The organism is Sporofaciens sp. SGI.106 (assembly GCF_050314255.1).
Taxonomy (GTDB): domain Bacteria; phylum Bacillota; class Clostridia; order Lachnospirales; family Lachnospiraceae; genus Claveliimonas.
In genome coordinates this window covers 18,306-39,052 of the sequence record NZ_JBNPMZ010000022.1, presented here as the reverse complement: position 1 = coordinate 39,052, position 20,747 = coordinate 18,306, and the positions used below count along the sequence as shown (strand labels likewise).

Here is a 20,747-nt window from a genome sequence, read left to right as displayed (position 1 = left end):
TTTTTATACCTCAAACTGTCCCCAGACAGTATCAAGTGCTTTGCTTACCGCACGATATTTCTCATACTTTTTCTGGTAAATAGCTGTCATCTCAGGATTCGGATATACACGATCGGATACATGCACCATATGAGCCGCCGCATCCTTATAATCCTTATATACACCTGCCGCGATTGCTGCCGCCATTCCACATCCAAGTGCTCCCAACTCTTTGGCATCTACCGTCTCAATCGGGAATCCAAGAGCATCTGCAAACATCTGAACCCACACTTTGGAATTCACTGCTCCGCCTGCCATACGGATCGCCTCCGGCGGTTTTCTGGAAGATAACAGCTTCTCAATATGTGTGCGATGCGAAAATACAACGCCCTCATAAATCGCACGGAGCATATGTGCCTTGTTATGATAGGTTGTAAGTCCGATAAATGCTCCTTTTCCAAGCGGATGCGCATTGGAACCATATAAAAACGGAAGGAAATACACATCACATTCATCCGGTTTTACACTTGCAACCTTTTCATTAATCAGTTCATAGAGATTGCTTCCCTCCGGAATCTGTTCATTCTCCATACAATTCTCAAGGAACCATTCCAGATTACCGGATGATGTTGCACTGCATTCCTCAACCAGATAGTATCCCGGCATTGCAAACAGAGAGTTCATGGCAATACTTCCATCCATGACCGGAGTCTCGGAAATATATTCATTAATACTCCATGTTCCCGCAATGGTACACAGTTCCTTCGGGGAAGTTACATCTACCGCTACCGCGCAGGCATCAATATCAAACATACCTCCCGCCACCGGTGTCCCTTCCGGAAGTCCGGTCAGTTCAGATGCTTCCTTTGTAATCGTTCCGCAAAGGTCATAGGAATACTTAATCGGAGCCAGCATATCATAAACTTCACCGATTCCCAGCTTCTCCAGAATCTCTCTGTCAAATCTCGCATTCTTCACATCCATCAGGCCGGAACCGGAAATATCCGTAGCTTCACAGTAAGCTTCACCTGTCAGACGGAAACGGACATAATCCTTTACCGAAAAGACATATTTTATATTGTCATATACATCTCTGTGATGATCCTTAAACCATGCAAGAAGTGCCACCTGCTGACACGCCATAAATTCCTGGCAGAGCTGGTCATGCAATTCATCATATACGCCGTTATCGTGCCATTTCTGTGGATATTTCCATGCGCGGCTGTCCGTAGAAATAATTCCGTTATATGCCGGCTTGTCATCTTTCCCCCATGGATACAATCCCTTGCCATGTCCACAGACCGCAATACCCAGGACATCCTTTCCATCAATACCCGCTTTCTCCAGCGCACGCTTTACGCAGTCGCAGTTGGCCAGCCACAACTCTTCCATATCTCTTTCCGTGTAGCCGGATTTGGGAGTAATAACTTTCGTCTGTTTTCCGGCGGTAGCAATTTCTTTTCCGGACAGATCAAAAATCGCAGCCTTCGTAGAAGTACCGCCGTTATCAAGCCCCATTACATACTTTGCCATCACACACACTTCCTTTCCCTTCTCAATATCTTATATCCATTAATCTTATAATCCCAGAAGCTCTTTTGCCTTCACAAACTGTTCATCCAGGAAAATACGGTTGCCTTTCACGATATCCTTCCAGTTCTCTTCACCGCAATACCAGAATTCCGCCACATATCTTCTCACACCCTGTTCATACAGTTTAGCAATCGCCGGTGGAAAATCCACCTGACCGGTTCCATAGGGAATCTCACGGAATTTACCCGGCACCGTCTCTTTCAGGTGCGCCGCTGCAATGTGACCTTTTCCGGTCATAATGTCACCAATCACATCCTTCGTTGCATTGGAAATATTCCCCACATCCGGATACACCTGCAGATACGGCGAATTCACACGATTCACGCTGTACATTGCTTTCTCTATGGTATTCATGAAATCATTCTCCATGGTTTCCATCGCCAGCATAACTCCATGGGATGCCGCGAACATGGTTCCTTCTTCCAGATTCCGATAGAATCTCTCCTTTGTGGTCTCATCACTGGTTTCTTCATAATAGCAATCATATCCCTGGGTCTGGATGATGCGGATTCCCATCTTTCTGGCAAACAGGACACCTTTCCTGAGAAGTTCCTTTGCCTCACTCTCCCATTTCTTGCTTCCAAGAGGATATTTTCTCTGAGCACTAAAACAAATGGTTTCAATTGGAAGCCCAACTTTCCGCTGAATCTCCAGAAGCTCGGCAATCTGTTCATCACTCCAGTCAAGTCGTGACATACGCATATCCGTTTCGTCAATACTCATCTCGACGTAGTCAAATCCCGCCTCTTTTGCAACAGTCAGACGTTCCTCCCAGGTAAGCTCAGCAGGAGTTGCTTTTTCGTAAATTCCAATACGATAGGTGTCTTTAAATTCCATAAAACGCCTCCTTATAACCCGCACAAGACATTGTGCAACTTTTATATTTCTTTCATTTAACACTAGGATAATTATACAATTATTGCACAAAAAAGGCAATTACATTTTTCCTCCTTTTATACTTTTGTACGGAAAAATACATTTAAATTGTTGACTATGCCCTCTCTCTCTTATATGATAATATATATAGAAACCGAACACCAAAAGGAGGACATGTTATTATGAAAATAGCAATTGGATGCGACCCGAACGCACAGGAAGCAAAAGAACAGTTAATTCAGTTTATGGAATCAAAGGGCTATGGCGAGATTACAGATTTCGGAAGCGAAGATCCGATTTACGCAAATACAGCAATCGCAGTTGCTGAAGCCGTTGCAGCAAAAGAATACGATCGCGGTATTCTTCTCTGCGGAACCGGAATCGGTGTTTCTCTTGCAGCTAACAAGGTCAAAGGTGCTTACGCAGCTTTAATCTCCGATGTTTATTCTGCAAAACGTGCACGTCTCAGCAACGATGCAAACATTGCATGTCTCGGAGCTTTCACTACAGGAAATAAATTAAGAGAAGAATTAATCGACGCATTCCTGACTAACGAATTCGTACCGGGATGCTCTTCTCAGCCTAAGATTGATGCTTTTATCGCATACGAAAAAGAGCACTAAGATCATCGGAATTATCACAGAATATAATTCGAGCCAGCCGTTTATCGGCTGGCTCGTGTTATTACCATCTTATTCTTTTACCTGAATACAGTTCTTCGCTACCCACTCTTTCACTTTATCGCGCATAATGTATTTGCGGATAGCGTCTTCCGGAGCTTCCTCTTCCATTTCCTCCACACTCTCATAGGACATTTCCTTCGCCAGGTCTTCCTTTGCTTTCTCGTATTCCTCGTCAGAAAGCTCAATATTTTCTTTCTCCGCAATCAGAGCAACGACCAGATTCTCTTTTACATTGGACTTTGCAGCCTCTTCCACTTTTTCTGCAAACTCATCTTCCGTCATATCCATGCTTTCCAGAAATTCTTCGAATTCCATGCCGTATGCCTCAGCGCCCTTCTCATAGTGATCATAGAAGCTCTGTTTTTCCTCTTCCAGTTCATCCTCCGGATATTTCTTTACCTCCGTATTCTCAAGAACCTTTTCCCATGAAGATTCTGTCAACTCAGTCAATGCATACTCTTCATTATTCTCTTCCAGAAGCTCACGCATCTCCTTTTTGTATTCCTCTACTGTCTCCGATTTCTGAGATATTGTCTGCACAAATTCATCTGTAAGATCCGGAAGTTCCTTCTCCGTAATAGACTTCACCGTAATCTTCAGGGTAACCAGCTGTCCCGCCAGAGAAGTAGTGGTGTCATCCTCCGCAAATTTATGTTCCGTCTCAAAAACATCACCCACGCTGTGACCTGCAATCGCATCATCAAAGCCCTCATACAGGGCTCCTTCACCAATGGTCACCGGATAATCACTCACTTCGCCATCCTCCAGCACCTCGCCATTCACTGATGCTGTATAGTCTACGACTACAATATCTCCTTCCTGAGCCGGACGATCTGTAATTTCTGTTGTCTGCGCAAAACCTTCCCGCACCTTCTGGATATTATTTTCCACAGCCTCATCCGTTATATCCGGAAGTCCTTCTACCTTTGGCACTTCCACTTCCTTATACTTTGTGATCGTGATATACTCATTCGAAACCGTACCTGATGAGCAGCCTGTCATTGCCATCGCAAGCCCCATTACCACTGCACATACTGCTGTCTTTTTTTTCATAATACTCTACCTCTCTTTATTTGCATTTCCGCTCTTCAATATCCATGATCATATCCACTCTGGTCTGATGTCTTCCCCCCTGGAATTCTGCATTTAACCATTCTGTAATGATCATCTTGGCAAGTTCAATTCCAACGACGCGTGCGCCGAAAGCCAGAATATTCGTATTGTTGTGCTCACGGGACAGCCTTGCAGAATATGGCTCACTGCATACAACAGCACGTATTCCCTTCACTTTATTTGCAGCCAGGGAAATTCCGACACCCGTTCCGCAGATCAGGATTCCCAGATCCACATTACCCTGAGCCACCGCATTCGCCACTTTTTCACCATACACCGGATAATTGCAGCTCTCGTATGAATCTGTGCCGTAATTGACTACCTCGTAGCCCTGTTCTACCAGAAAATCCACCACTTCGTTTTTCATATCTACCGCTGAGTGGTCATTACCAATTCCAATTTTCATAATCAATTCTCCCATCTGTATCTTCCAAATTTTTTATATTTATATTATAATTAGTATTTGAGCGAATATCAACGCCCTGTCAATAATATTTTGATATGTTAGGAGATTCTTTATGATAAAACTGATTGCAAGCGACCTGGATGGCACTCTTCTGCAAAATGGTGCACAACAGCTCAACCCGAAAGTATTTGACCTAATCCGTGCTCTCAAAGAAGAGGACGTATTGTTCGTGGCCGCCAGCGGCAGACAGTACTGTAATCTGCAGAGACTTTTTGCACCGGTGAAGGATGACATTGCATATGTAGCCGAAAATGGTTCCCTGTGTGTTTATAAAAATCAAATACTTTCCAAAGGAACCATTGACAAAGCACTGGGAATACGTATTATCGAGGCAATCCATAACTTCCATCATTGCGACTGTATCGTATCAGGTGAAAAAGTGTGTTACACCGATTCCCGAAACCAGAGATTCCTGAACTATATGATTGATGAGGTAGGAAACGATATGGAGATTGTGGACAACCTTGCCACCGACATTAAAGAAGAGTTTCTGAAAATTGCCGTCTGCGATTTTGACGGAACCAAACGGTGTGAGAAATATCTGAAGGATATATTTGGCTCTGAGATTAAGATCGTAACTTCCGGAAATATCTGGGTTGATTTTATTGCCCCGGGCACCAACAAAGGTGTTGCCCTGGAGGGTCTGCTGAATCATCTTCACATCGACCCCAAAGACTGTATTTCCTTCGGCGACCAATATAATGATGTAGAAATGCTGCAGCTCACCGGCACCAGCTATGCCATGTCCAATGCTGCTCCGGGAATTGCCTACTACTCTACCTATGTCACCGATTCTGTAGAAGAAGTTCTGGAAGACATCACGGCGACTTTGATATTATAAAGGGGACAGCGAACCTGTCCCCTTGTCTCACTTATCTGTAAGCAATACTGTTCCACCTTAATTCATTCTTGAACTGTCGGATGGTTGTATCTTTATCAATGTATACAGCCTCAATTCCCATTGCTGCTGCCCAGTCTCCCATCTGCTCGGATGTCAGGTCATAGGAGAATGCTGTATGATGTGCTCCTCCTGCCAGAATCCAAGCTTCCGCACCTGTCATCAGGTTTGGCTGCGGTGTCCAGAAAGCTGTCGCTACCGGAAGCTTCGGCATCGGTTTCTCCGGCTTCTTACAATCAACATCATTAATGATGAGACGGAAACGATTGCCAAGGTCGATCAGAGATGTTGCAACACCCGGTCCCTCTTTGGATGTAAATACCAGACGTGCAGGATCCTCTCTGTTACCCATGGTAAGCGGCTGAACCTTAATTCCGATCGGTCCCTCGGAAATGGACGGACAAACCTCCAGCATATGAGCTTCCAGGATTCCTTCCTTGCCCGGAGTCATATTATATGTATAATCCTCCATGAAAGATGTTCCCTTTGCTCCCTTCATTCCCTGAGACATGATCTTCATCAGGCGTACCATCGCAGCCGTCTTCCAGTCACCTTCTCCACCGAATCCATAACCTTTTTCCATCAGTCTCTGGATTGCCAGACCCGGAAGCTGCTGTAAGCAACCGAGATCTCCAAAGTGTGTAACGATAGCATGGCAGTTCTGATCCTCCAGGAATTTTTCAAATCCCAGCTCAATCTGTGCCTGTACTGCAACATGTCTGCGGAATTCCTGCGGATCTCTTCCCTCTAACAGGATTTCATATTTATCATAGTACTCTTCAACCAGAGCTTCCACATCACCTTTGGCTACCGCTTCTACCTCAGCAGCAATTTCATTCACCGGATAAGCATCTACTTCCCAGCCGAATTTAATCTGAGCTTCTACCTTATCACCCTCAGTAACTGCAACATTACGCATATTGTCAGCCACACGCATAACGCGGATATGACTGCTTTCCACAATACCGATTGCAGTACGCATCCAGGATGCGATTCTTTCCTGAACTTCTTTATCTTCCCAGAATCCGACAATAACCTTACGTTCGATACCCATACGGCTCACAATATGTCCATATTCACGGTCACCGTGAGCAGCCTGATTCTCATTCATAAAATCCATATCAATGGTATCATACGGAAGTTCACGGTTAAACTGGGTATGCAGATGCAGCAGCGGCTTCCGGTATTCCTGTAATCCAAGAATCCATGACTTTGCAGGTGAGAAGGTGTGCATCCAGGTGATAACACCGGCACAATCCTCATCCTGATTTGCTGCATTTAAAGTCTGACGGATCATTGCATTGGTAAGCAGTGTCGGTTTCCATACCACTTCATATGGCAGGATACCGGATTTATTCAGAGCATCTACCATAATTTTGGAATGCTCTGCTACGTGTGCCAGACACTCATCTCCATACAAATCCTGAGAACCTGTACAGAACCAGAATTTATAATCTCTAATTTTCATCATAATTTTTTACCTCTTTAATTTATGCATTTCTATTTCTGTCCGTAATATGCATTTGCTCCATGTTTTCTGTAATAATGCTTATCCTGAAGCTCCTGTGGCGCAGGCTGTACCTGCGGATTGATCATCTCGCACCGCGCTGCCATCTTTGCAACTTCTTCCAGAACAACTGCATTATGCACAGCCTCATGAGCATCCTTGCCCCAGGTAAATGGTCCATGGTTCTTGCAGAGTACTGCCGGCATTGCCATGTATTCCTTTCCAGCAAAATGCTCTACGATCAGAAGTCCTGTATTTTTTTCATAAGCTTCGTCGATCTCTTCTTTTGTCAGATTACGCACGCAAGGAATCTCCCCATACATATAATCTGCATGTGTTGTTCCATAACACGGGATTCCCCTTCCGGCCTGAGCCCAGCTTGTAGCCCACGGGGAATGGGTATGCACGATTCCTCCCATATCCGGAAATGCCTTATAAAGCTCCAGATGAGTTGCTGTATCAGAAGAAGGATTGTATCTTCCCTCTACTTTATTTCCATCCAGATCCATAACCACCATATCTTCCGGTGTCAGCTTATCATAATCAACTCCGCTTGGTTTAATAACAAACAATCCTTTTTCACGGTCAATCCCACTTACATTTCCCCATGTAAATGTAACCAGTCCATGCTTTGGAAGCAGCATATTTGCTTCGTACACTTCTTTTTTTAATGCTTCTAACATAATATCTTCTCCTTTTCTACCATAGAAAGGGGAGATCTGTGACGGTTTTTAACCGACATCCGCTCCACCATAGTTGGCATCAACTCATAATCCTTCTCAACCGGAATTCCATGAATCATTTTCAGCATGACCGTTGCAGTAAGCTCTCCGAGACTCTGCAGCGGATTCTGCACTGTCGTCAACGCAGTTCCGTGATGCAGAGAAATCTCCGCGTTATCAATCCCCACAACCGAAATATTATCCGGTACACGTATCTGATGCTTTTCCAGTATTTCAATGAACTCCATTGCCACTTTGTCATTGTAACATACGTATGCAGTATTATCCTCAAGTCTTCCGAGATAGCGATCCTCTTCCTGCCGCATCCGCCTTCCGTCTTCCGTCGAGATCCAGATAACCTGTCCCTCGCGAATCGGAATGCGCGCTTCCATCATGGCTTCCACGAAGCCCGCATATCGAAGATGTCCCTGTCCGTCATCACATTTAAAAATAGCACCAATTTTCCGATGTCCTTTTCGGATCAGATACTGAGCCGCCATCTTTCCGGCCATACGGTCATTCATCGATACATGAGGTGCCTGTATCTCCGGGTAATAGGAATTAATAAAAACCAACGGAATATTCCGCTCCAAAATCTGCCGATACAACGGGAGATTCGGATTGGGGAGCGCACTCTTTGTCGCCTCCACAACAATTCCATCCACCGTATTTTCCCGAAGAAGCCTCCTGAGCACCTCCCGTTCACTCTCAATCGAATTGTGAGTGGACGCGAACTGTATCCCATAACCTTCTTTCGAAACGGTCCGCTCTATTTCACGAATAATTCCCGGAAAAATGTATTCATCAATATAAGTCGTAACCACTGCAATCTGCATGCTGTTAACACGTTTTTCCTGTTCTTTTTTTTCACGGATATAAGTTCCGCTTCCTCGTTTGCGTACAACAAATTCCTCAAACTCCAGTCTGGATATCGCATGGCGAACCGTCTGACGACTTACGGAAAACATCTCCATCAGCTCATTTTCCGAATACATCCGCTCACCCGGCTTCAGTTCTCCGCTTATAATTTGCTTTTTAATCCACTCATGGATTTCAATATATTTCGGTTTAGCCTCCATATTCCCACCTCATGCTGAAAATCTCATGATATCTAACGCGGATTACCTTTTATTTTCCAAGTCGAATTACATTCCAGGATGCCTTATGCAATGTGCTTGTAAGAATTCCCGCATCCAGAACTGACTGATTTACAGTCTTTGGATATACCAGTTCCCTGCCTGCCCCATTGCAGATTTTCATATCACTGTTTTCAAGAACAATATGCTCTTTCAGTGTATATCCTTCTAATCCTCTTACATCTGTTGTAAGCTGGATATCTTCATCTACATTACGGTTTACAGCAAAGATTGTTACCTCATCCTTTTCTTCGTTGTATACTGCAACACTCTCAATGTCTGTTACATTTTCATGCTCTGCAGTATCATGTACCGGAGAACTGATTACCGGTCTTAATACGGTTCCTCTTCCATACTTAGAAGCATGCATAAATGGATAGAAAATTGTCTGTTTCCATGCCGCACCGCCCTTTTCTTCTGTCATGATCGGTGCAATTACATTAACCAGCTGTGCCAGACAGGCCATCTTCACACGATCGGCATGTTTTAAAAGTGTAATCAACATTAATCCTACCAGCAAGGCATCCTCAAAAGTGTAAATATCTTCCAGCATCGGAGGTGCTATCTGCCATGGATTATTCTCGCGGATATCCATCTCTTTTTCTTTGGAATGGAACCATACATTCCACTCATCGAAGCTCAGATTGATATTCTTCTTGCCGCGTTTCTTTGCCTTAATATAATCACATGTCGCGATAACTGTGCGGATGAATTCATCCATGTCATCTGATTTTGCAAGGAAATCTGCTGTATCATTTGCTTCATTTCCATAATACTGATGCAGAGAAACATAATCCACGAAATCGTAGGTACGCTCCAGAGTTGTCGCTTCCCAGGTTGGGAAAGTCGGCATCTCACGATTAGAACTTCCGCAGGAAACAAGCTCAATTGTCGGATCGATAATCTTCATAACCTTTGCTGTTTCTTCTGCCAGACGACCATACTCTTCCATCGTCTTATGTCCCTGCTGCCATGGGCCGTCCATCTCGTTACCCAGGCACCATACCTTTATATTATAAGGTTCTTTTGCACCATGCGCAATACGCATATCACTGTATTTTGTGCCACCCGGATGATTACAGTACTCCAAAAGGTTGCATGCATCTGCAATTCCTCTCGTTCCGAGGTTCACCGCCATCATCATCTCTGAATTTACTTTCTTCGTCCATTTTGCAAACTCACCAACACCAACCTCATTGGTCTCAAGGCTCTGCCATGCAAGCTCCAGACGTTTTGGTCTGAGTTCCACCGGTCCCACACTGTCTTCCCACACAAAACTGGAAACAAAGTTTCCGCCAGGGTAACGAATAATAGGAACATCCAGTTCCTTCACCATATCGATTACATCCTTACGGAACCCATCTTCATCAGACATCGGATTTCCCGGCTGATAGATTCCATCATATACAGCTCTTCCCAGATGTTCGATAAAAGAACCATAAATTCTCTTATCAACCTCTGCCACTTTAAAATCTTTATCAAGAATCATTTTTGCCTGTTTCGCCATGCTGTTAATCCTCCTCTAGAATAATGCGCAAAATCATAATCTTCATTTTTCGGGTAATAGTGACTGAATACCCTGGAAAATAATTTGGATTCAAAGTATGCCAGTATGGACACTGTAAATACCAGCACTACCAGAATTCCTTTGACAAACGCCTGTAAAGATACAAATGCCAAAAGCAACGGCAACCCGTGAATCAGCACGATTACAATCGTAGAAGGCAAATGCCGGACTGCCATAATCAGCGAATTTTTCACCGTATTTTTTACAGTATTATCAAACCTTGCAAGGACCGGAAATACATAAACACCAATCATAATCAGAAATATTCCCAGAACAATTGCCACAATTGCCACAACAGAACTGATTGCCTGTCCCATACCGCCAAGCAGCAGGAAATCTGCCGCCAGGACTCCGAACACCACCAGGATCATCAGCCATATTATCGTTGCCTGACGGAAATTCTGTTTGAAAGATTTTATAAAATCCTTCCACACATAAGATTCTCTGTTCTCCGCCATTTTCAGCGTATTATAATACAGTGCGGTTGTGGCCGCTCCAATCGTTATGATCGGGATACAACAGACAAGATACAGAATGTTCAGAATAAACATATCCCCAAGTCTGCTTAAAAAGTTCATAATTCTGCCATCCGGATTCATGTATTTCCCTCCCAGTTTTCTTAAATCATTCTGATATTTTCATCAGATGTTTTACTCATAATCAAAGACCGGTACTTTTATTCCGTCTTTTTTCTCCCACTTCACCTTCATCAGCATTGCATGACGATTCGGGTTATAGAGTGGATTACCTACAATTTCTTTCTCTGTTCGTGCATGGTATACCATTACATCGGTACCATCTTCAAGCTTTGTAAAACAGTTATGTCCCGGTCCGTAAATGCCTTTTTCCTCGTCAGTACAAAGAACCGGATATCTGGATTTCTTCCAGGAAAGCGGATCCAGAAGATCACTGTCTTCATCAGCACTCAGCATCCCCACACAGTAACATACGCCAGTCTCACTTGCAGAATATGTAAGGAACAGCTGTCCCTCTCCGTTCTTAATCACAAATGGTCCTTCGTTTACCCAGAAACCAACCCGTTCCCAGTCGTAATCCGGAGTTGTGAGAAGTACCTGTTCTGTCTTAAGCTTATATGGGGATTCCATTTCTGCTATGTACAGATTAGAAATCTGCTTACCTACACTTACCTTCTCAGCCCATACATAATAGTACTTGCCTTTATTTTCAAAAACAGTAGCATCCAGCGAAAATGCTTCGAACGAAAATTCATCTCCGTCTGCCCTTTGCATTTTACCTTTTTCTGTCCAGGTTCCGGTAATCGGGTCTTCGTCTGTGCATTCCAGCACGTAAGGCCGAATCTTCCACACATCGTCCTTCTCCCCGCCCGCGAAATAAATATACCACTTTCCTTCCAGATAGTGAAGTTCCGGTGCCCAGATATGTTCGCTCATCGGTCCGGACGGATGCTTTACCCAGACGGTATGTTCCCCGGCATCTGCCAGTGCCTCCAGACTCTCAGCTCTTCGGAGCACAATCTGATCATATGCCGGTACAGACGCCGTAAAATAATACATGCCGTCTGTATGTCTGTAAACGTATGGATCCGCACGCTGCGGAATCCATACACAATTGTATTTTAATTCGTGATTTCCATTCATATTTTAACCCTTTACACCACCGGCAGTCATACCTTCAATGAAGTAAGACTGGAAGCATACAAACAGTATCAGGATAGGCAGGATCGCAAAACAGGAACCTGCAATCAGGATATCGTAGTTATTTCCATAAGGAGACATCAGACTCTGCAAACCAACAGGAAGTGTAATCTTGGACTGTGTACGCATAACGATCATAGGCCACAGGAAATTGTTCCAGCTCTGCATACCCTGATAGATACCCATTGCTGCAAAGGATGGTTTCATCAACGGAATCATAATTCTTGCAAAAATTCCATACTCTGTACATCCATCAACACGTGCTGCATCCAGGAAGTCCTTCGGTATTCCTGAAAGGTATTGTCGGAAGAAGAATATGAGCATGGGAACAACCAGATACGGGAGAATGATACCCCACATAGAATCCATGATTCCCATGTTAATAATCAGACGGTACAGTGGAAGAATGATAACCTCAGTAGGAATCATCATAACCAGAAGTACACATCCAAACAGGAGATTTTTCATCTTGAACTCATACATTGCAAATCCATAACCTACACATGCACTTAAGAACAATGCAAGTACAAGCTGAACAACCGTAATAATCAAGCTGTTCTTGTACCAGTTGAAGTAATTGTTCTGTCCGCTGAAAAGCAATTTATAGTTATCAAGATTCGCTGCTGCCCAGTCAATGTTAAAGTTCAGTCCATAACGCATCAGGTCTGAGCCCGGTCTGAAGGAAGACACCAGAAGCAGGATCAACGGAAGCAATGTAATTCCTGCCACGATTACAAAAAATACAAACAGGAGAACGGATAATGTCATAGATTTCTTTTTCATAATTATTCTCCTTTCTTAAACGTACCGTTCAGTATCAGCTGAACCACGTTAATTGCCATTACTATCAGAAGCAATACAACACCGATTGCAGAACCGATACCGATATTATTCTGCTCCATACCCATACGATACAGGTATCCAACAATAGTCGTACCTACGTTATTCGGTGATTTATTACCATTGAACAACAGGTAGGATTCCGTAAACATTGCCATACCACCAAAGATTGAAATTGTTAATACGTATACATTGGTAGATTTCAGAAGCGGCAGAGTAATATAACGGAACTGCTGCATTGCATTTGCACCATCAATCTCAGCAGACTCATATAAATCTCCCGGAATCTGCTGCAAACCTGACAGATAATACATCATATTAACTCCTGTCCATCTCCACAGGCAGAGTACAAACAGCGTAATCCAAACCGTAACCGGACGGCGAAGCCATACCAGCGGCTCTACTCCGAATAATCCCACAACCTGATTCATAAAAGAACCTTCCAGTTCTCCGAACATCATACGGAAAACAACTCCGGCTACAACGACTGATGTCAGTGCAGGGATAAACATAATACTTCTGAAAAATCCTTTTGCCTTCATAGCCTTACTGTTCAGCATCGTTGCAAGAAGCATAGGAATCGGAAGCATGATCGCACATGATACTACAGTATAGAATGCACTGTTTTTCAAACATTTATAAAACACAGGGTTCATCAGGGTCTTGTAATTGGCCAGTCCAACAAACGTTGCTTCTCCGCCCGCCACCTTCTGGAAACTCATCATAATTGTACTCACAATCGGATATGCGAAGAAAATCAAAAACGTCAGTACAAAAGGAAGCACAAATACATATGGTGCTGCTTTCTGTGAATACAGAAAACGCTTAAAAACGCTCTTTTTTTCCATAATTGGTTCTCCATTCCTCTAAAAAATCCAGCAGTTTTCTAAAGCAAAAGGCGTATTTTACAATACGCCTTTCTCCTCTTTTATTCATTCAGCCAATCTTAGTTGTCGTATACAATACTAGCCTGTTCTGTTTCCAGCAATTCCTTAGCATCCTGATCAATTGCATTTTCAAATGCATTTGAGTATGTTGTAGATACCAGAGTGCTGTATGTAGCTGAATATCCGCCAGAGATATCCGGTGCTGTTAAATCTGTACCGTTTTTCTTAATGATATCAAACGGATTTGTCTGGAAATATTTCAGGAACTTGTTATCTTTGTTCTCTGTAATTTCCGGATCATCCCACAGGGAAGTTCTGATTGGGTCAAATCCTAATACATTCCACTCATATTTGTTACCTTCCTCAGACAGCTTAGCAAATGCAAGGAACTCTTTTGCAAGGTCCGCTTTGTCTGTGAACTTCAGTACGGATGTACCTGTTCCACCCTGAAGTACTTCACGGGTATCTCCCTCATTCCATACAGGAATTTCGTAAATAGCCATCTTTCCTTCAAGATCCGGACAGTAGTCTGTGAAACGTCCCATATACCACAGAGGCATTGCAAGAGAAGCAACTCCGCCGTCATTCAGGTGACCATACCACTCTTCTGCATGGTAGAATCCGCCAGGAGCAATCTCGCAGATACCAGCATCAATCATCTTTCTGATGAAATCGATAACGTCAGCGTGCTCATCTGTGTCAATGTTCGGATTTCCATCTTTGTCAACATACTGAGCGCCTTTTTCCAGCATCATTAACTGTGGAAGGAATAAGTCTGCTGTCTCAACTGCGCACATCGGTTTTCCTGTCTTCTCAAGAACAGTCTTACCCGCTTCAAAATAGTCATCCCATGTTACGATTGTAGCCGGATCAACACCAGCTTCATTCATGATGTCCATGTTGTAGTAGCATACAGAAGCGCCAAGGTGGAAGTCAATTCCATACCAGTTATCATCTTTACCATACATGGTAATACGAGACATAACAACTTCATCTTCGTATGGCTCAACTACATCATTCAGTGGAAGCAGATAATCATCTTTCAGGAAAGATCCATAATATCCAACCTCAATATCTGCCATATCCGGTGTTCCTTCTCCAGCCTGGCATGCTACCAACAGCTTGCTCTGCAGAGAGTGAGATTCACCTGTAGTTACTGTCAGGTTAATCGGGTTGTCCGGATTCTCTTCATTCCACTTATCTGCCATCTCGGTATAGAAACCTACGTGCAGTTCCTGGAATGTCCACAGAGATAACTCTGTACCGCCGTCAACGAAAGTATTCTTTCCTTCTGTCATACCATCGCTGCTGCTTTCTTCGGTAGTTTCTTCAGCATCCCCACTTTCAGTGCTGTCGGAGTTGCTTCCGCCACAGCCAACTAACATAGAAGCTACCATTGCTACACACAAAATACCACTTACGATTTTCTTTTTCATGTTTTTCCTCCTTTTCAATAGTTTTTGTGCATTTTCGACAATTACTTGTCTTCGCTTTTCAGCTTTGTAACTACATCTTACAATACAATCACCCAAAAAGCAACCCGTAATATTGTACAAATGTATGTACATATTTTTGTAAAACCTCACTTCTTGTACGTACAACTTATGAGTTGTATTTCCACTTTTTGCAAAGTTGTATTTAAAAGTAGAAATAGGGGGGCAGTTCCTGTGACTCTCTAAAATGAATCGCAGAACCTGCCCCCTAACTCACAATCAGACTTTATTTCTTTTCTTTTTCCTGCTTAATCATCGTTTTCGCACCGCTGACTACCAGAACCATGGAAAGAACAATCAAAAATACCGCAATAACCGCGCGCACATAGCACCATGTCACACCTGCTGCCCCTGCTGCAATTCCAACAATATTTGCTTTCAGTGTAAAGCAAAGAGACACAATTGTTACCACATGCATGAATACCATCGGGAACAGGAACATCCTGTTATTCTTTCCTTCCTTTCCAAGCCATACAGCAACTGCCAGAAGACCAAGTGCTGCAAGAAGCTGATTGGAAGCACCGAACAGCGGCCAGATATTTGCATAGCCGGTAAGTCCAAGACCAATTCCCAGAACAACCGTAATCAAAGTTGCCACAAACGGATTCGTCAGGATCTTTTTATATCCGACTGCATCCTTATAAGTCTGTCCAGGTTCAAGCCAGAACTCCTGGAACATATAACGTGCCAGACGTGTTGCCGTATCCAGCGATGTCAGGCAGAATACAGATACTGTCAATACCAGAAGCGTATATGCAATATTCTCCACTCCGCCAAGTCCCGGAATAGAACCCAGCATTTTGGAAATACCGGTTGCAAATACAACGGTCGGTGTTACGATCTCACCGGATGCATAATTTGCCCAGATATAGCCAACGGCACAAAGAGAAATAATTGCAAGAGCACACTCGATCAGCATACCGCCGTATGCAATTGGCTGAGCATCCTTCTCATTGTCCAGCTGTTTTGCTGTTGTTCCGGAACCAACCAGTGAATGGAAACCGGAAATAGCACCGCAGGCAATCGTTACAAACAGCGCCGGGAATATATATCCCAAAGAAGTTCCTGTCGGTGCAAGTGTATCTTTTAATCCTGTAAATGCCGGGATGTCCATATGAGCACCCCCCATAAGTCCGCATCCAATAATACCTACAACCGCAACGATCATCATGAAGTAAAGCAAAAATGAACTCAGGTAATCTCGAGGCTGAAGCAGAATCCAGACCGGAGCCACTGATGCTGCCAGAATATAAATGCCTACGATAATCATCCATGTTTTATTATTCAGATAAATCGGATGCCAGTTAAGACCGATCACCATACAGGCTACAATCGCAGCCACACCAACGATAGTGGAAACCATCAGACTTGCATTTCTTCTGTAAACCAGAAATCCAAACACAATTGCAAGTATAATAAACTGAATTGAGATCATAGCCGTTGTTGCATTTGCAGCACTTGCAGCCTTATCAAGCACACCATTTTCATCGTATGTAGCCATAAATGTATTTGCTACGATGGAACCAAAGGCAGCAACCACCAGAAGCAATGTCAGATAGGAGAACAGAATAAATAATTTTTTAGCCTTGTCCCCCATTGTAACTGCGATAATTTCACCAATGGATTGTCCCTTATTTCGAACAGACGCAAACAACGCACCAAAATCGTGAACCGCACCAAAGAAAATTCCTCCGATCAATACCCACAGAAGTACCGGAACCCATCCGAATACCGCCGCCTGGATTGGTCCATTAATCGGACCTGCTCCTGCAATTGATGAAAAATGATGCCCCATCAGTACCGGAGCTTTTGCCGGAACATAATCCACACCATCCGCTTCTGTGTGGGAAGGGGTCACTTTTGAGGGATCAATGCCCCACTGTTTGGAAAGCCATCTTCCGTATGTAAGATACGCAGCCACAAGAATAGCTAATCCAACAACTAATACTACTACACCATTCATTGTAAATCCTCCTCTTTTCCTTTTTCTTAAGTTAATGTCTTTATGCTATAAAGGTCAGATAACTCCAGCCTTTGTGTAGCCCTTTACCATCTCTCTCGCCGCCTGATTACCGAATATTTTTTTCTCCTTTAAATCAAAGACCAAAAGTCTCACCTCGCTATAACCTCTGATCCCAAAACGGTAGTTTTTCAGGTAGCGATATTTCTTCACTGCACGCTTTGCTTCTTCCGACACTCCTTCGTCGCAGATAAATATGCCGGTCATAAAAGTATACATGTGATCTTTTTCCGGGCAGGATTTCCCGCCCCTTACAAGCTCCGGCTCAATATACTCTTCCACATGCCGGGAAAATTTGTCTATATCTGCTTTCTCCAGACAGTTCACACATTTAAAAAACGCATGCTCGAAACAATCTGCCCGCCACAATTCCGCTTTCTTAATAAGAACGTACTTTGCACTGGTCACATTGAAGCCCGCATGCGCGTCATAGATATCGCCATTGATATCAAAAGGTTTCTCTATGTCATAACTGGTCTGATAGGAAGTAAGCAGCTGAGCTAATAATTCTGTTCCTGTCATTACGAGCTTTCTCCTCACAGTTATTTTTACATTTACGTATTATACACCTCTGTTCTAAAATTTCAATACTTTTTAGAGCGCACTCTGTATTTCGATTGTATTTTTTTACATACAATTGGGGACATACCAAAATGCAATTGGGGACGTAGCAAAATGCATTTTGCTACGTCCCCAATTTTACCTTTTTTTAAGTTTCAACACACTGAACGAACTGCCCGGTGCCTCATACACAAACCTGCTGCCCGCTCCTGTGCATATCTTCTCCTCAGGAGCCACCCTTCGCGGATTACCAAAATCATTCTCCGCCTTCGGAGAGTCCGCCGTAAGTACAAGTGCTGTATACGCATCTTCTACCTCACAGTCCAGGATAATTTCAACATCATCTCTTTCTCCGTTCATATTTACGATCTTCACCTGAATCGTATCTCTGTCACCGGATACAGACACCGCCGTTGACGGATGACTGGAAAGATATACCTCCTGTACCTTTTTGCCGTCGATGAAGCAATCGAATCCATCTTCTCTTGTCTCCACTTTCAGGTGCATGTATTCACCATATCGCATTGGAAGTTTAACGCTTTCTCCGATGGGCTGATCCTGGAACCAGTGGACCATGCACGCTGTTCCTTTTCCCTCTTCGATCATCCACGAATGATGTTCCGTAAAGATTGGTGACCAGTCATCGCTACGCTGATCCGTCTCATCCAGAGCAAACAGCATCGGGCAGTGTGAATTCCACAGCGTTACCGCTATCGGAATCTCAGGTGAATCTATTTTCACATCAGCCTCAAACACATTTTTTCCACTGCACTCATCCCCGAATGCCACATAGCAGATTTCCTTCTTTGTATCTCCGATTCCCGGGAAATTGTCCAACTCCATACTTGGTCCAATCTTCAGACTGATTTCTCCATTCTCTTCACTGGCATTTCCCACCAGTGTATGGGTCACCCCTGCTTTTTTCCCGTTGCAGATAACATTTCTCAGTGTCACGCCATCCTCGTATGCAATAAATCCGGGAATGCCCACATTCTTCGTATACATGGACGTTCCCTCCAGCTGCGTCTCATAGATTTCTTCACCTCTGTTTGCCGCAAGCATCTGGATTGCATAATAAAGAGGAATTGCAAATGTCTGATGGTTATTGAATGCGATCAAATCCGGGTACCAGCCCGTATAATCTACATTCTGCAGAAGTGGGGCATAGGATGTAAGCGTCACCACATCCTGATTATTCTCAATACCAAGCAGATACATCGTTTCTGCCAGCGCCGAGTACAGATTGCCGATGTCATTTCCGGAAGTCACCGCATATTCACCTACAAATATCTTCGGTCCTTTCCGGTCATAATCCGCAAACATATTCTGGTTCTCCTGAAAGAACTCCGGAGTACTATAGTAGTGTTCATCCACTACCTCTGTCGGATGACCTTCCTTTTCTGTATGAATATTGGAAATATAAATCAGTTCCGGATAACGTTTTTTTAATTCCTTATAAAATTTCTCATACCGTTCACAGTATTCCTGCCCGATATTCTCATTTCCTATCTCAATGTATTTCATGCCAAAGGGCTCCGGATGGCCAGCTTCCGCTCTCATAGTTCCCCACTTCGTGTCAGCCGGAGCCGTTGCATATTCAATTGCGTCAAAAGCCTCCTGAAGCAGTATCTCCAATTCCTCCCCCTCTGTCAGCTCCGCATAGCGCCCCTGACAAGTCAATCCGCAATTGATTACGTACATCGGTTCCAGATGCAGATCTTCACAAATCTGAAGATATTCATGAAATCCTAATCCGTTGGTAGCCCTGTAATGCCACATCAGCTGCTGTCCGGGGCGTTCCCACACCGGTCCTATGGTATTTGGGAAACGCATCATAGTCTCCTTTGTAAATCCCTCTACAATGCATCCTCCCGGAAAACGCAGGAATTTTGAATGTGTGCCCTCCAGCATTTCCATAAGATCCTTTCTCATTCCATGTCCCTTATATGTATCAGCCGGCATCAGTGATGTAAATCCTAATATTACTGCCCCCTCACTCGCAGACCGAATTCGGAAAATACAGTCGCTGACCGCGCCTTTTGAACGAAGCACCGCGTCAAAACGCCGGAATTCTTCCGTTTTCGGAAGCTGAATCTTCGTCTCTGCCAGGGCTGCTCCACCATTTTCCCTTTCTATAGTCAGCACAAGCTCCATATCACGGTCCGCTTTCGCAAACATGTAAAACGGATACTCTTGTCCAGCCTCCACTGCAATGCCACGGTACCCCACATTATAAACAGAACCACCTTCTGAGAATTCTATCTTCAGAGCCGCCTCACGGTTTTTATTCAGCGTCCCCTCTCTCATCAGTATAAGATTTGCAGCTTCCCCATACCATGCCGGAACAGGAGTTGGTTTTATTCCATCAAGCCAGCGCTTAAGTCCTTCTCCATTATTAAACTGATCCCGCCATCCGGTAGGTGTCTCAAAGCCATAGCACCCGTCAATCGGCGTACATCTCTCTGGTATTATCGAGTCTTCAAATGCCCGGTTACGAAGCATCTCCGGATAAAGTCCTCCATCTCCCGACCGATTAATGTCTTCAAAAAATAATCCATATAGGTCCTCTGCCACAGGAAATTTTACCTGTTTTGTCTGAATCTGAATCTTGCTCATTTTTCCTTCCTCCTGCTGCTGAAATATTTTTAATTGTACTCTCATCTGTCTTTTCTTACAATATACTTTTTTTAAACACTCCAGAGAGGCCTTTACAAAAACCGTCAAAATAAT

At 43.8% G+C, this 20,747-nt stretch carries 18 protein-coding genes; 2 read left to right on the top strand and 16 right to left on the bottom strand.

What is annotated here, in order from left to right:
• Window positions 1-3: 3 nt before the first annotated feature.
• A complete protein-coding gene (locus tag ACQRCC_RS13320) occupies window positions 4-1,512 on the bottom strand; it encodes an FGGY-family carbohydrate kinase (RefSeq protein WP_427851250.1) in 1,509 nt (502 codons plus the stop codon).
• Window positions 1,513-1,557: 45 nt separating this feature from the next.
• A complete protein-coding gene (locus ACQRCC_RS13315; RefSeq protein WP_427851249.1) occupies window positions 1,558-2,409 on the bottom strand; it encodes an L-ribulose-5-phosphate 3-epimerase in 852 nt (283 codons plus the stop codon).
• A 221-nt stretch (window positions 2,410-2,630) separates the two neighbouring features.
• Here ACQRCC_RS13315 and ACQRCC_RS13310 point away from each other — a divergent pair, with 221 nt between their 5' ends.
• The gene (locus ACQRCC_RS13310) at window positions 2,631-3,071 is read left to right on the top strand and encodes an RpiB/LacA/LacB family sugar-phosphate isomerase (protein ID WP_427851248.1); all 441 of its coding nucleotides are present in this window, start codon (window positions 2,631-2,633) and stop codon (window positions 3,069-3,071) included.
• Window positions 3,072-3,140: 69 nt separating this feature from the next.
• Here ACQRCC_RS13310 and tig read toward each other — a convergent pair whose 3' ends face one another.
• Together tig and rpiB are read right to left on the bottom strand one after the other, a co-directional pair.
• Window positions 3,141-4,184 (bottom strand): trigger factor, encoded by a 1,044-nt coding sequence (tig, locus tag ACQRCC_RS13305; protein ID WP_427851247.1) that lies wholly within the window; start codon window positions 4,182-4,184, stop codon window positions 3,141-3,143.
• A 16-nt stretch (window positions 4,185-4,200) separates the two neighbouring features.
• A complete protein-coding gene (gene rpiB / locus ACQRCC_RS13300) occupies window positions 4,201-4,650 on the bottom strand; it encodes a ribose 5-phosphate isomerase B (protein WP_427851246.1) in 450 nt (149 codons plus the stop codon).
• 112 nt (window positions 4,651-4,762) lie between these two features.
• On the opposite strand from rpiB, the gene ACQRCC_RS13295 reads away from it, so the two are divergent.
• On the top strand, window positions 4,763-5,551 hold the full coding sequence (locus ACQRCC_RS13295) for an HAD family hydrolase (protein ID WP_427851245.1): 789 nt from the start codon (window positions 4,763-4,765) through the stop codon (window positions 5,549-5,551).
• A gap of 31 nt (window positions 5,552-5,582) precedes the next feature.
• Here the strand turns inward: ACQRCC_RS13295 and araA are convergent, their stop codons facing one another.
• The 12 genes from araA to ACQRCC_RS13235 form a co-directional block, all read right to left on the bottom strand.
• Window positions 5,583-7,079: an L-arabinose isomerase gene (araA, locus tag ACQRCC_RS13290; protein ID WP_427851244.1), complete on the bottom strand. Its 1,497-nt coding sequence runs from the start codon at window positions 7,077-7,079 to the stop codon at window positions 5,583-5,585.
• A 29-nt stretch (window positions 7,080-7,108) separates the two neighbouring features.
• Window positions 7,109-7,798 (bottom strand): L-ribulose-5-phosphate 4-epimerase, encoded by a 690-nt coding sequence (araD, locus tag ACQRCC_RS13285; protein WP_427851243.1) that lies wholly within the window; start codon window positions 7,796-7,798, stop codon window positions 7,109-7,111.
• Window positions 7,792-8,916: a GntR family transcriptional regulator gene (locus ACQRCC_RS13280; protein ID WP_427851242.1), complete on the bottom strand. Its 1,125-nt coding sequence runs from the start codon at window positions 8,914-8,916 to the stop codon at window positions 7,792-7,794. Before ACQRCC_RS13280 ends, araD begins: the two co-directional genes overlap by 7 nt.
• A gap of 49 nt (window positions 8,917-8,965) precedes the next feature.
• The gene (locus tag ACQRCC_RS13275; protein WP_427851241.1) at window positions 8,966-10,480 is read right to left on the bottom strand and encodes an alpha-N-arabinofuranosidase; all 1,515 of its coding nucleotides are present in this window, start codon (window positions 10,478-10,480) and stop codon (window positions 8,966-8,968) included.
• A complete protein-coding gene (locus ACQRCC_RS13270; protein WP_427851240.1) occupies window positions 10,459-11,139 on the bottom strand; it encodes a YesL family protein in 681 nt (226 codons plus the stop codon). The genes ACQRCC_RS13275 and ACQRCC_RS13270 overlap by 22 nt, the downstream gene beginning before the upstream one ends.
• A 51-nt stretch (window positions 11,140-11,190) precedes the next feature.
• The gene (locus ACQRCC_RS13265) at window positions 11,191-12,159 is read right to left on the bottom strand and encodes a glycoside hydrolase family 43 protein (protein WP_427851239.1); all 969 of its coding nucleotides are present in this window, start codon (window positions 12,157-12,159) and stop codon (window positions 11,191-11,193) included.
• Between the two features lie 3 nt (window positions 12,160-12,162).
• Window positions 12,163-12,999: a carbohydrate ABC transporter permease gene (locus ACQRCC_RS13260; protein ID WP_427851238.1), complete on the bottom strand. Its 837-nt coding sequence runs from the start codon at window positions 12,997-12,999 to the stop codon at window positions 12,163-12,165.
• 2 nt (window positions 13,000-13,001) lie between these two features.
• Window positions 13,002-13,904, bottom strand: a complete 903-nt coding sequence (locus ACQRCC_RS13255; RefSeq protein ID WP_427851237.1) for a carbohydrate ABC transporter permease — start codon at window positions 13,902-13,904, stop codon at window positions 13,002-13,004.
• Window positions 13,905-14,002: 98 nt separating this feature from the next.
• A complete protein-coding gene (locus ACQRCC_RS13250) occupies window positions 14,003-15,379 on the bottom strand; it encodes an ABC transporter substrate-binding protein (RefSeq protein WP_427851236.1) in 1,377 nt (458 codons plus the stop codon).
• Between the two features lie 283 nt (window positions 15,380-15,662).
• Window positions 15,663-17,399 (bottom strand): carbon starvation CstA family protein, encoded by a 1,737-nt coding sequence (locus ACQRCC_RS13245; RefSeq protein WP_427851235.1) that lies wholly within the window; start codon window positions 17,397-17,399, stop codon window positions 15,663-15,665.
• A 54-nt stretch (window positions 17,400-17,453) separates the two neighbouring features.
• The gene (locus ACQRCC_RS13240) at window positions 17,454-17,978 is read right to left on the bottom strand and encodes a hypothetical protein (RefSeq protein ID WP_427851234.1); all 525 of its coding nucleotides are present in this window, start codon (window positions 17,976-17,978) and stop codon (window positions 17,454-17,456) included.
• A gap of 177 nt (window positions 17,979-18,155) precedes the next feature.
• Window positions 18,156-20,633: an alpha-L-arabinofuranosidase C-terminal domain-containing protein gene (locus ACQRCC_RS13235; protein ID WP_427851233.1), complete on the bottom strand. Its 2,478-nt coding sequence runs from the start codon at window positions 20,631-20,633 to the stop codon at window positions 18,156-18,158.
• Between the last annotated feature and the right edge of the window lie 114 nt (window positions 20,634-20,747).

What these genes read in the sequence shown, in the direction of transcription:
- ACQRCC_RS13320 (WP_427851250.1), bottom strand. Translation starts at nt 1,512, where the DNA reads ATGGCAAAGTATGTAATGGGGCTTGATAACGGCGGTACTTCTACGAAG.
- ACQRCC_RS13315 (WP_427851249.1), bottom strand. Translation starts at nt 2,409, where the DNA reads ATGGAATTTAAAGACACCTATCGTATTGGAATTTACGAAAAAGCAACT.
- ACQRCC_RS13310 (WP_427851248.1), top strand. Translation starts at nt 2,631, where the DNA reads ATGAAAATAGCAATTGGATGCGACCCGAACGCACAGGAAGCAAAAGAA.
- tig (WP_427851247.1), bottom strand. Translation starts at nt 4,184, where the DNA reads ATGAAAAAAAAGACAGCAGTATGTGCAGTGGTAATGGGGCTTGCGATG.
- rpiB (WP_427851246.1), bottom strand. Translation starts at nt 4,650, where the DNA reads ATGAAAATTGGAATTGGTAATGACCACTCAGCGGTAGATATGAAAAAC.
- ACQRCC_RS13295 (WP_427851245.1), top strand. Translation starts at nt 4,763, where the DNA reads ATGATAAAACTGATTGCAAGCGACCTGGATGGCACTCTTCTGCAAAAT.
- araA (WP_427851244.1), bottom strand. Translation starts at nt 7,079, where the DNA reads ATGATGAAAATTAGAGATTATAAATTCTGGTTCTGTACAGGTTCTCAG.
- araD (WP_427851243.1), bottom strand. Translation starts at nt 7,798, where the DNA reads ATGTTAGAAGCATTAAAAAAAGAAGTGTACGAAGCAAATATGCTGCTT.
- ACQRCC_RS13280 (WP_427851242.1), bottom strand. Translation starts at nt 8,916, where the DNA reads ATGGAGGCTAAACCGAAATATATTGAAATCCATGAGTGGATTAAAAAG.
- ACQRCC_RS13275 (WP_427851241.1), bottom strand. Translation starts at nt 10,480, where the DNA reads ATGGCGAAACAGGCAAAAATGATTCTTGATAAAGATTTTAAAGTGGCA.
- ACQRCC_RS13270 (WP_427851240.1), bottom strand. Translation starts at nt 11,139, where the DNA reads ATGAATCCGGATGGCAGAATTATGAACTTTTTAAGCAGACTTGGGGAT.
- ACQRCC_RS13265 (WP_427851239.1), bottom strand. Translation starts at nt 12,159, where the DNA reads ATGAATGGAAATCACGAATTAAAATACAATTGTGTATGGATTCCGCAG.
- ACQRCC_RS13260 (WP_427851238.1), bottom strand. Translation starts at nt 12,999, where the DNA reads ATGAAAAAGAAATCTATGACATTATCCGTTCTCCTGTTTGTATTTTTT.
- ACQRCC_RS13255 (WP_427851237.1), bottom strand. Translation starts at nt 13,904, where the DNA reads ATGGAAAAAAAGAGCGTTTTTAAGCGTTTTCTGTATTCACAGAAAGCA.
- ACQRCC_RS13250 (WP_427851236.1), bottom strand. Translation starts at nt 15,379, where the DNA reads ATGAAAAAGAAAATCGTAAGTGGTATTTTGTGTGTAGCAATGGTAGCT.
- ACQRCC_RS13245 (WP_427851235.1), bottom strand. Translation starts at nt 17,399, where the DNA reads ATGAATGGTGTAGTAGTATTAGTTGTTGGATTAGCTATTCTTGTGGCT.
- ACQRCC_RS13240 (WP_427851234.1), bottom strand. Translation starts at nt 17,978, where the DNA reads ATGACAGGAACAGAATTATTAGCTCAGCTGCTTACTTCCTATCAGACC.
- ACQRCC_RS13235 (WP_427851233.1), bottom strand. Translation starts at nt 20,633, where the DNA reads ATGAGCAAGATTCAGATTCAGACAAAACAGGTAAAATTTCCTGTGGCA.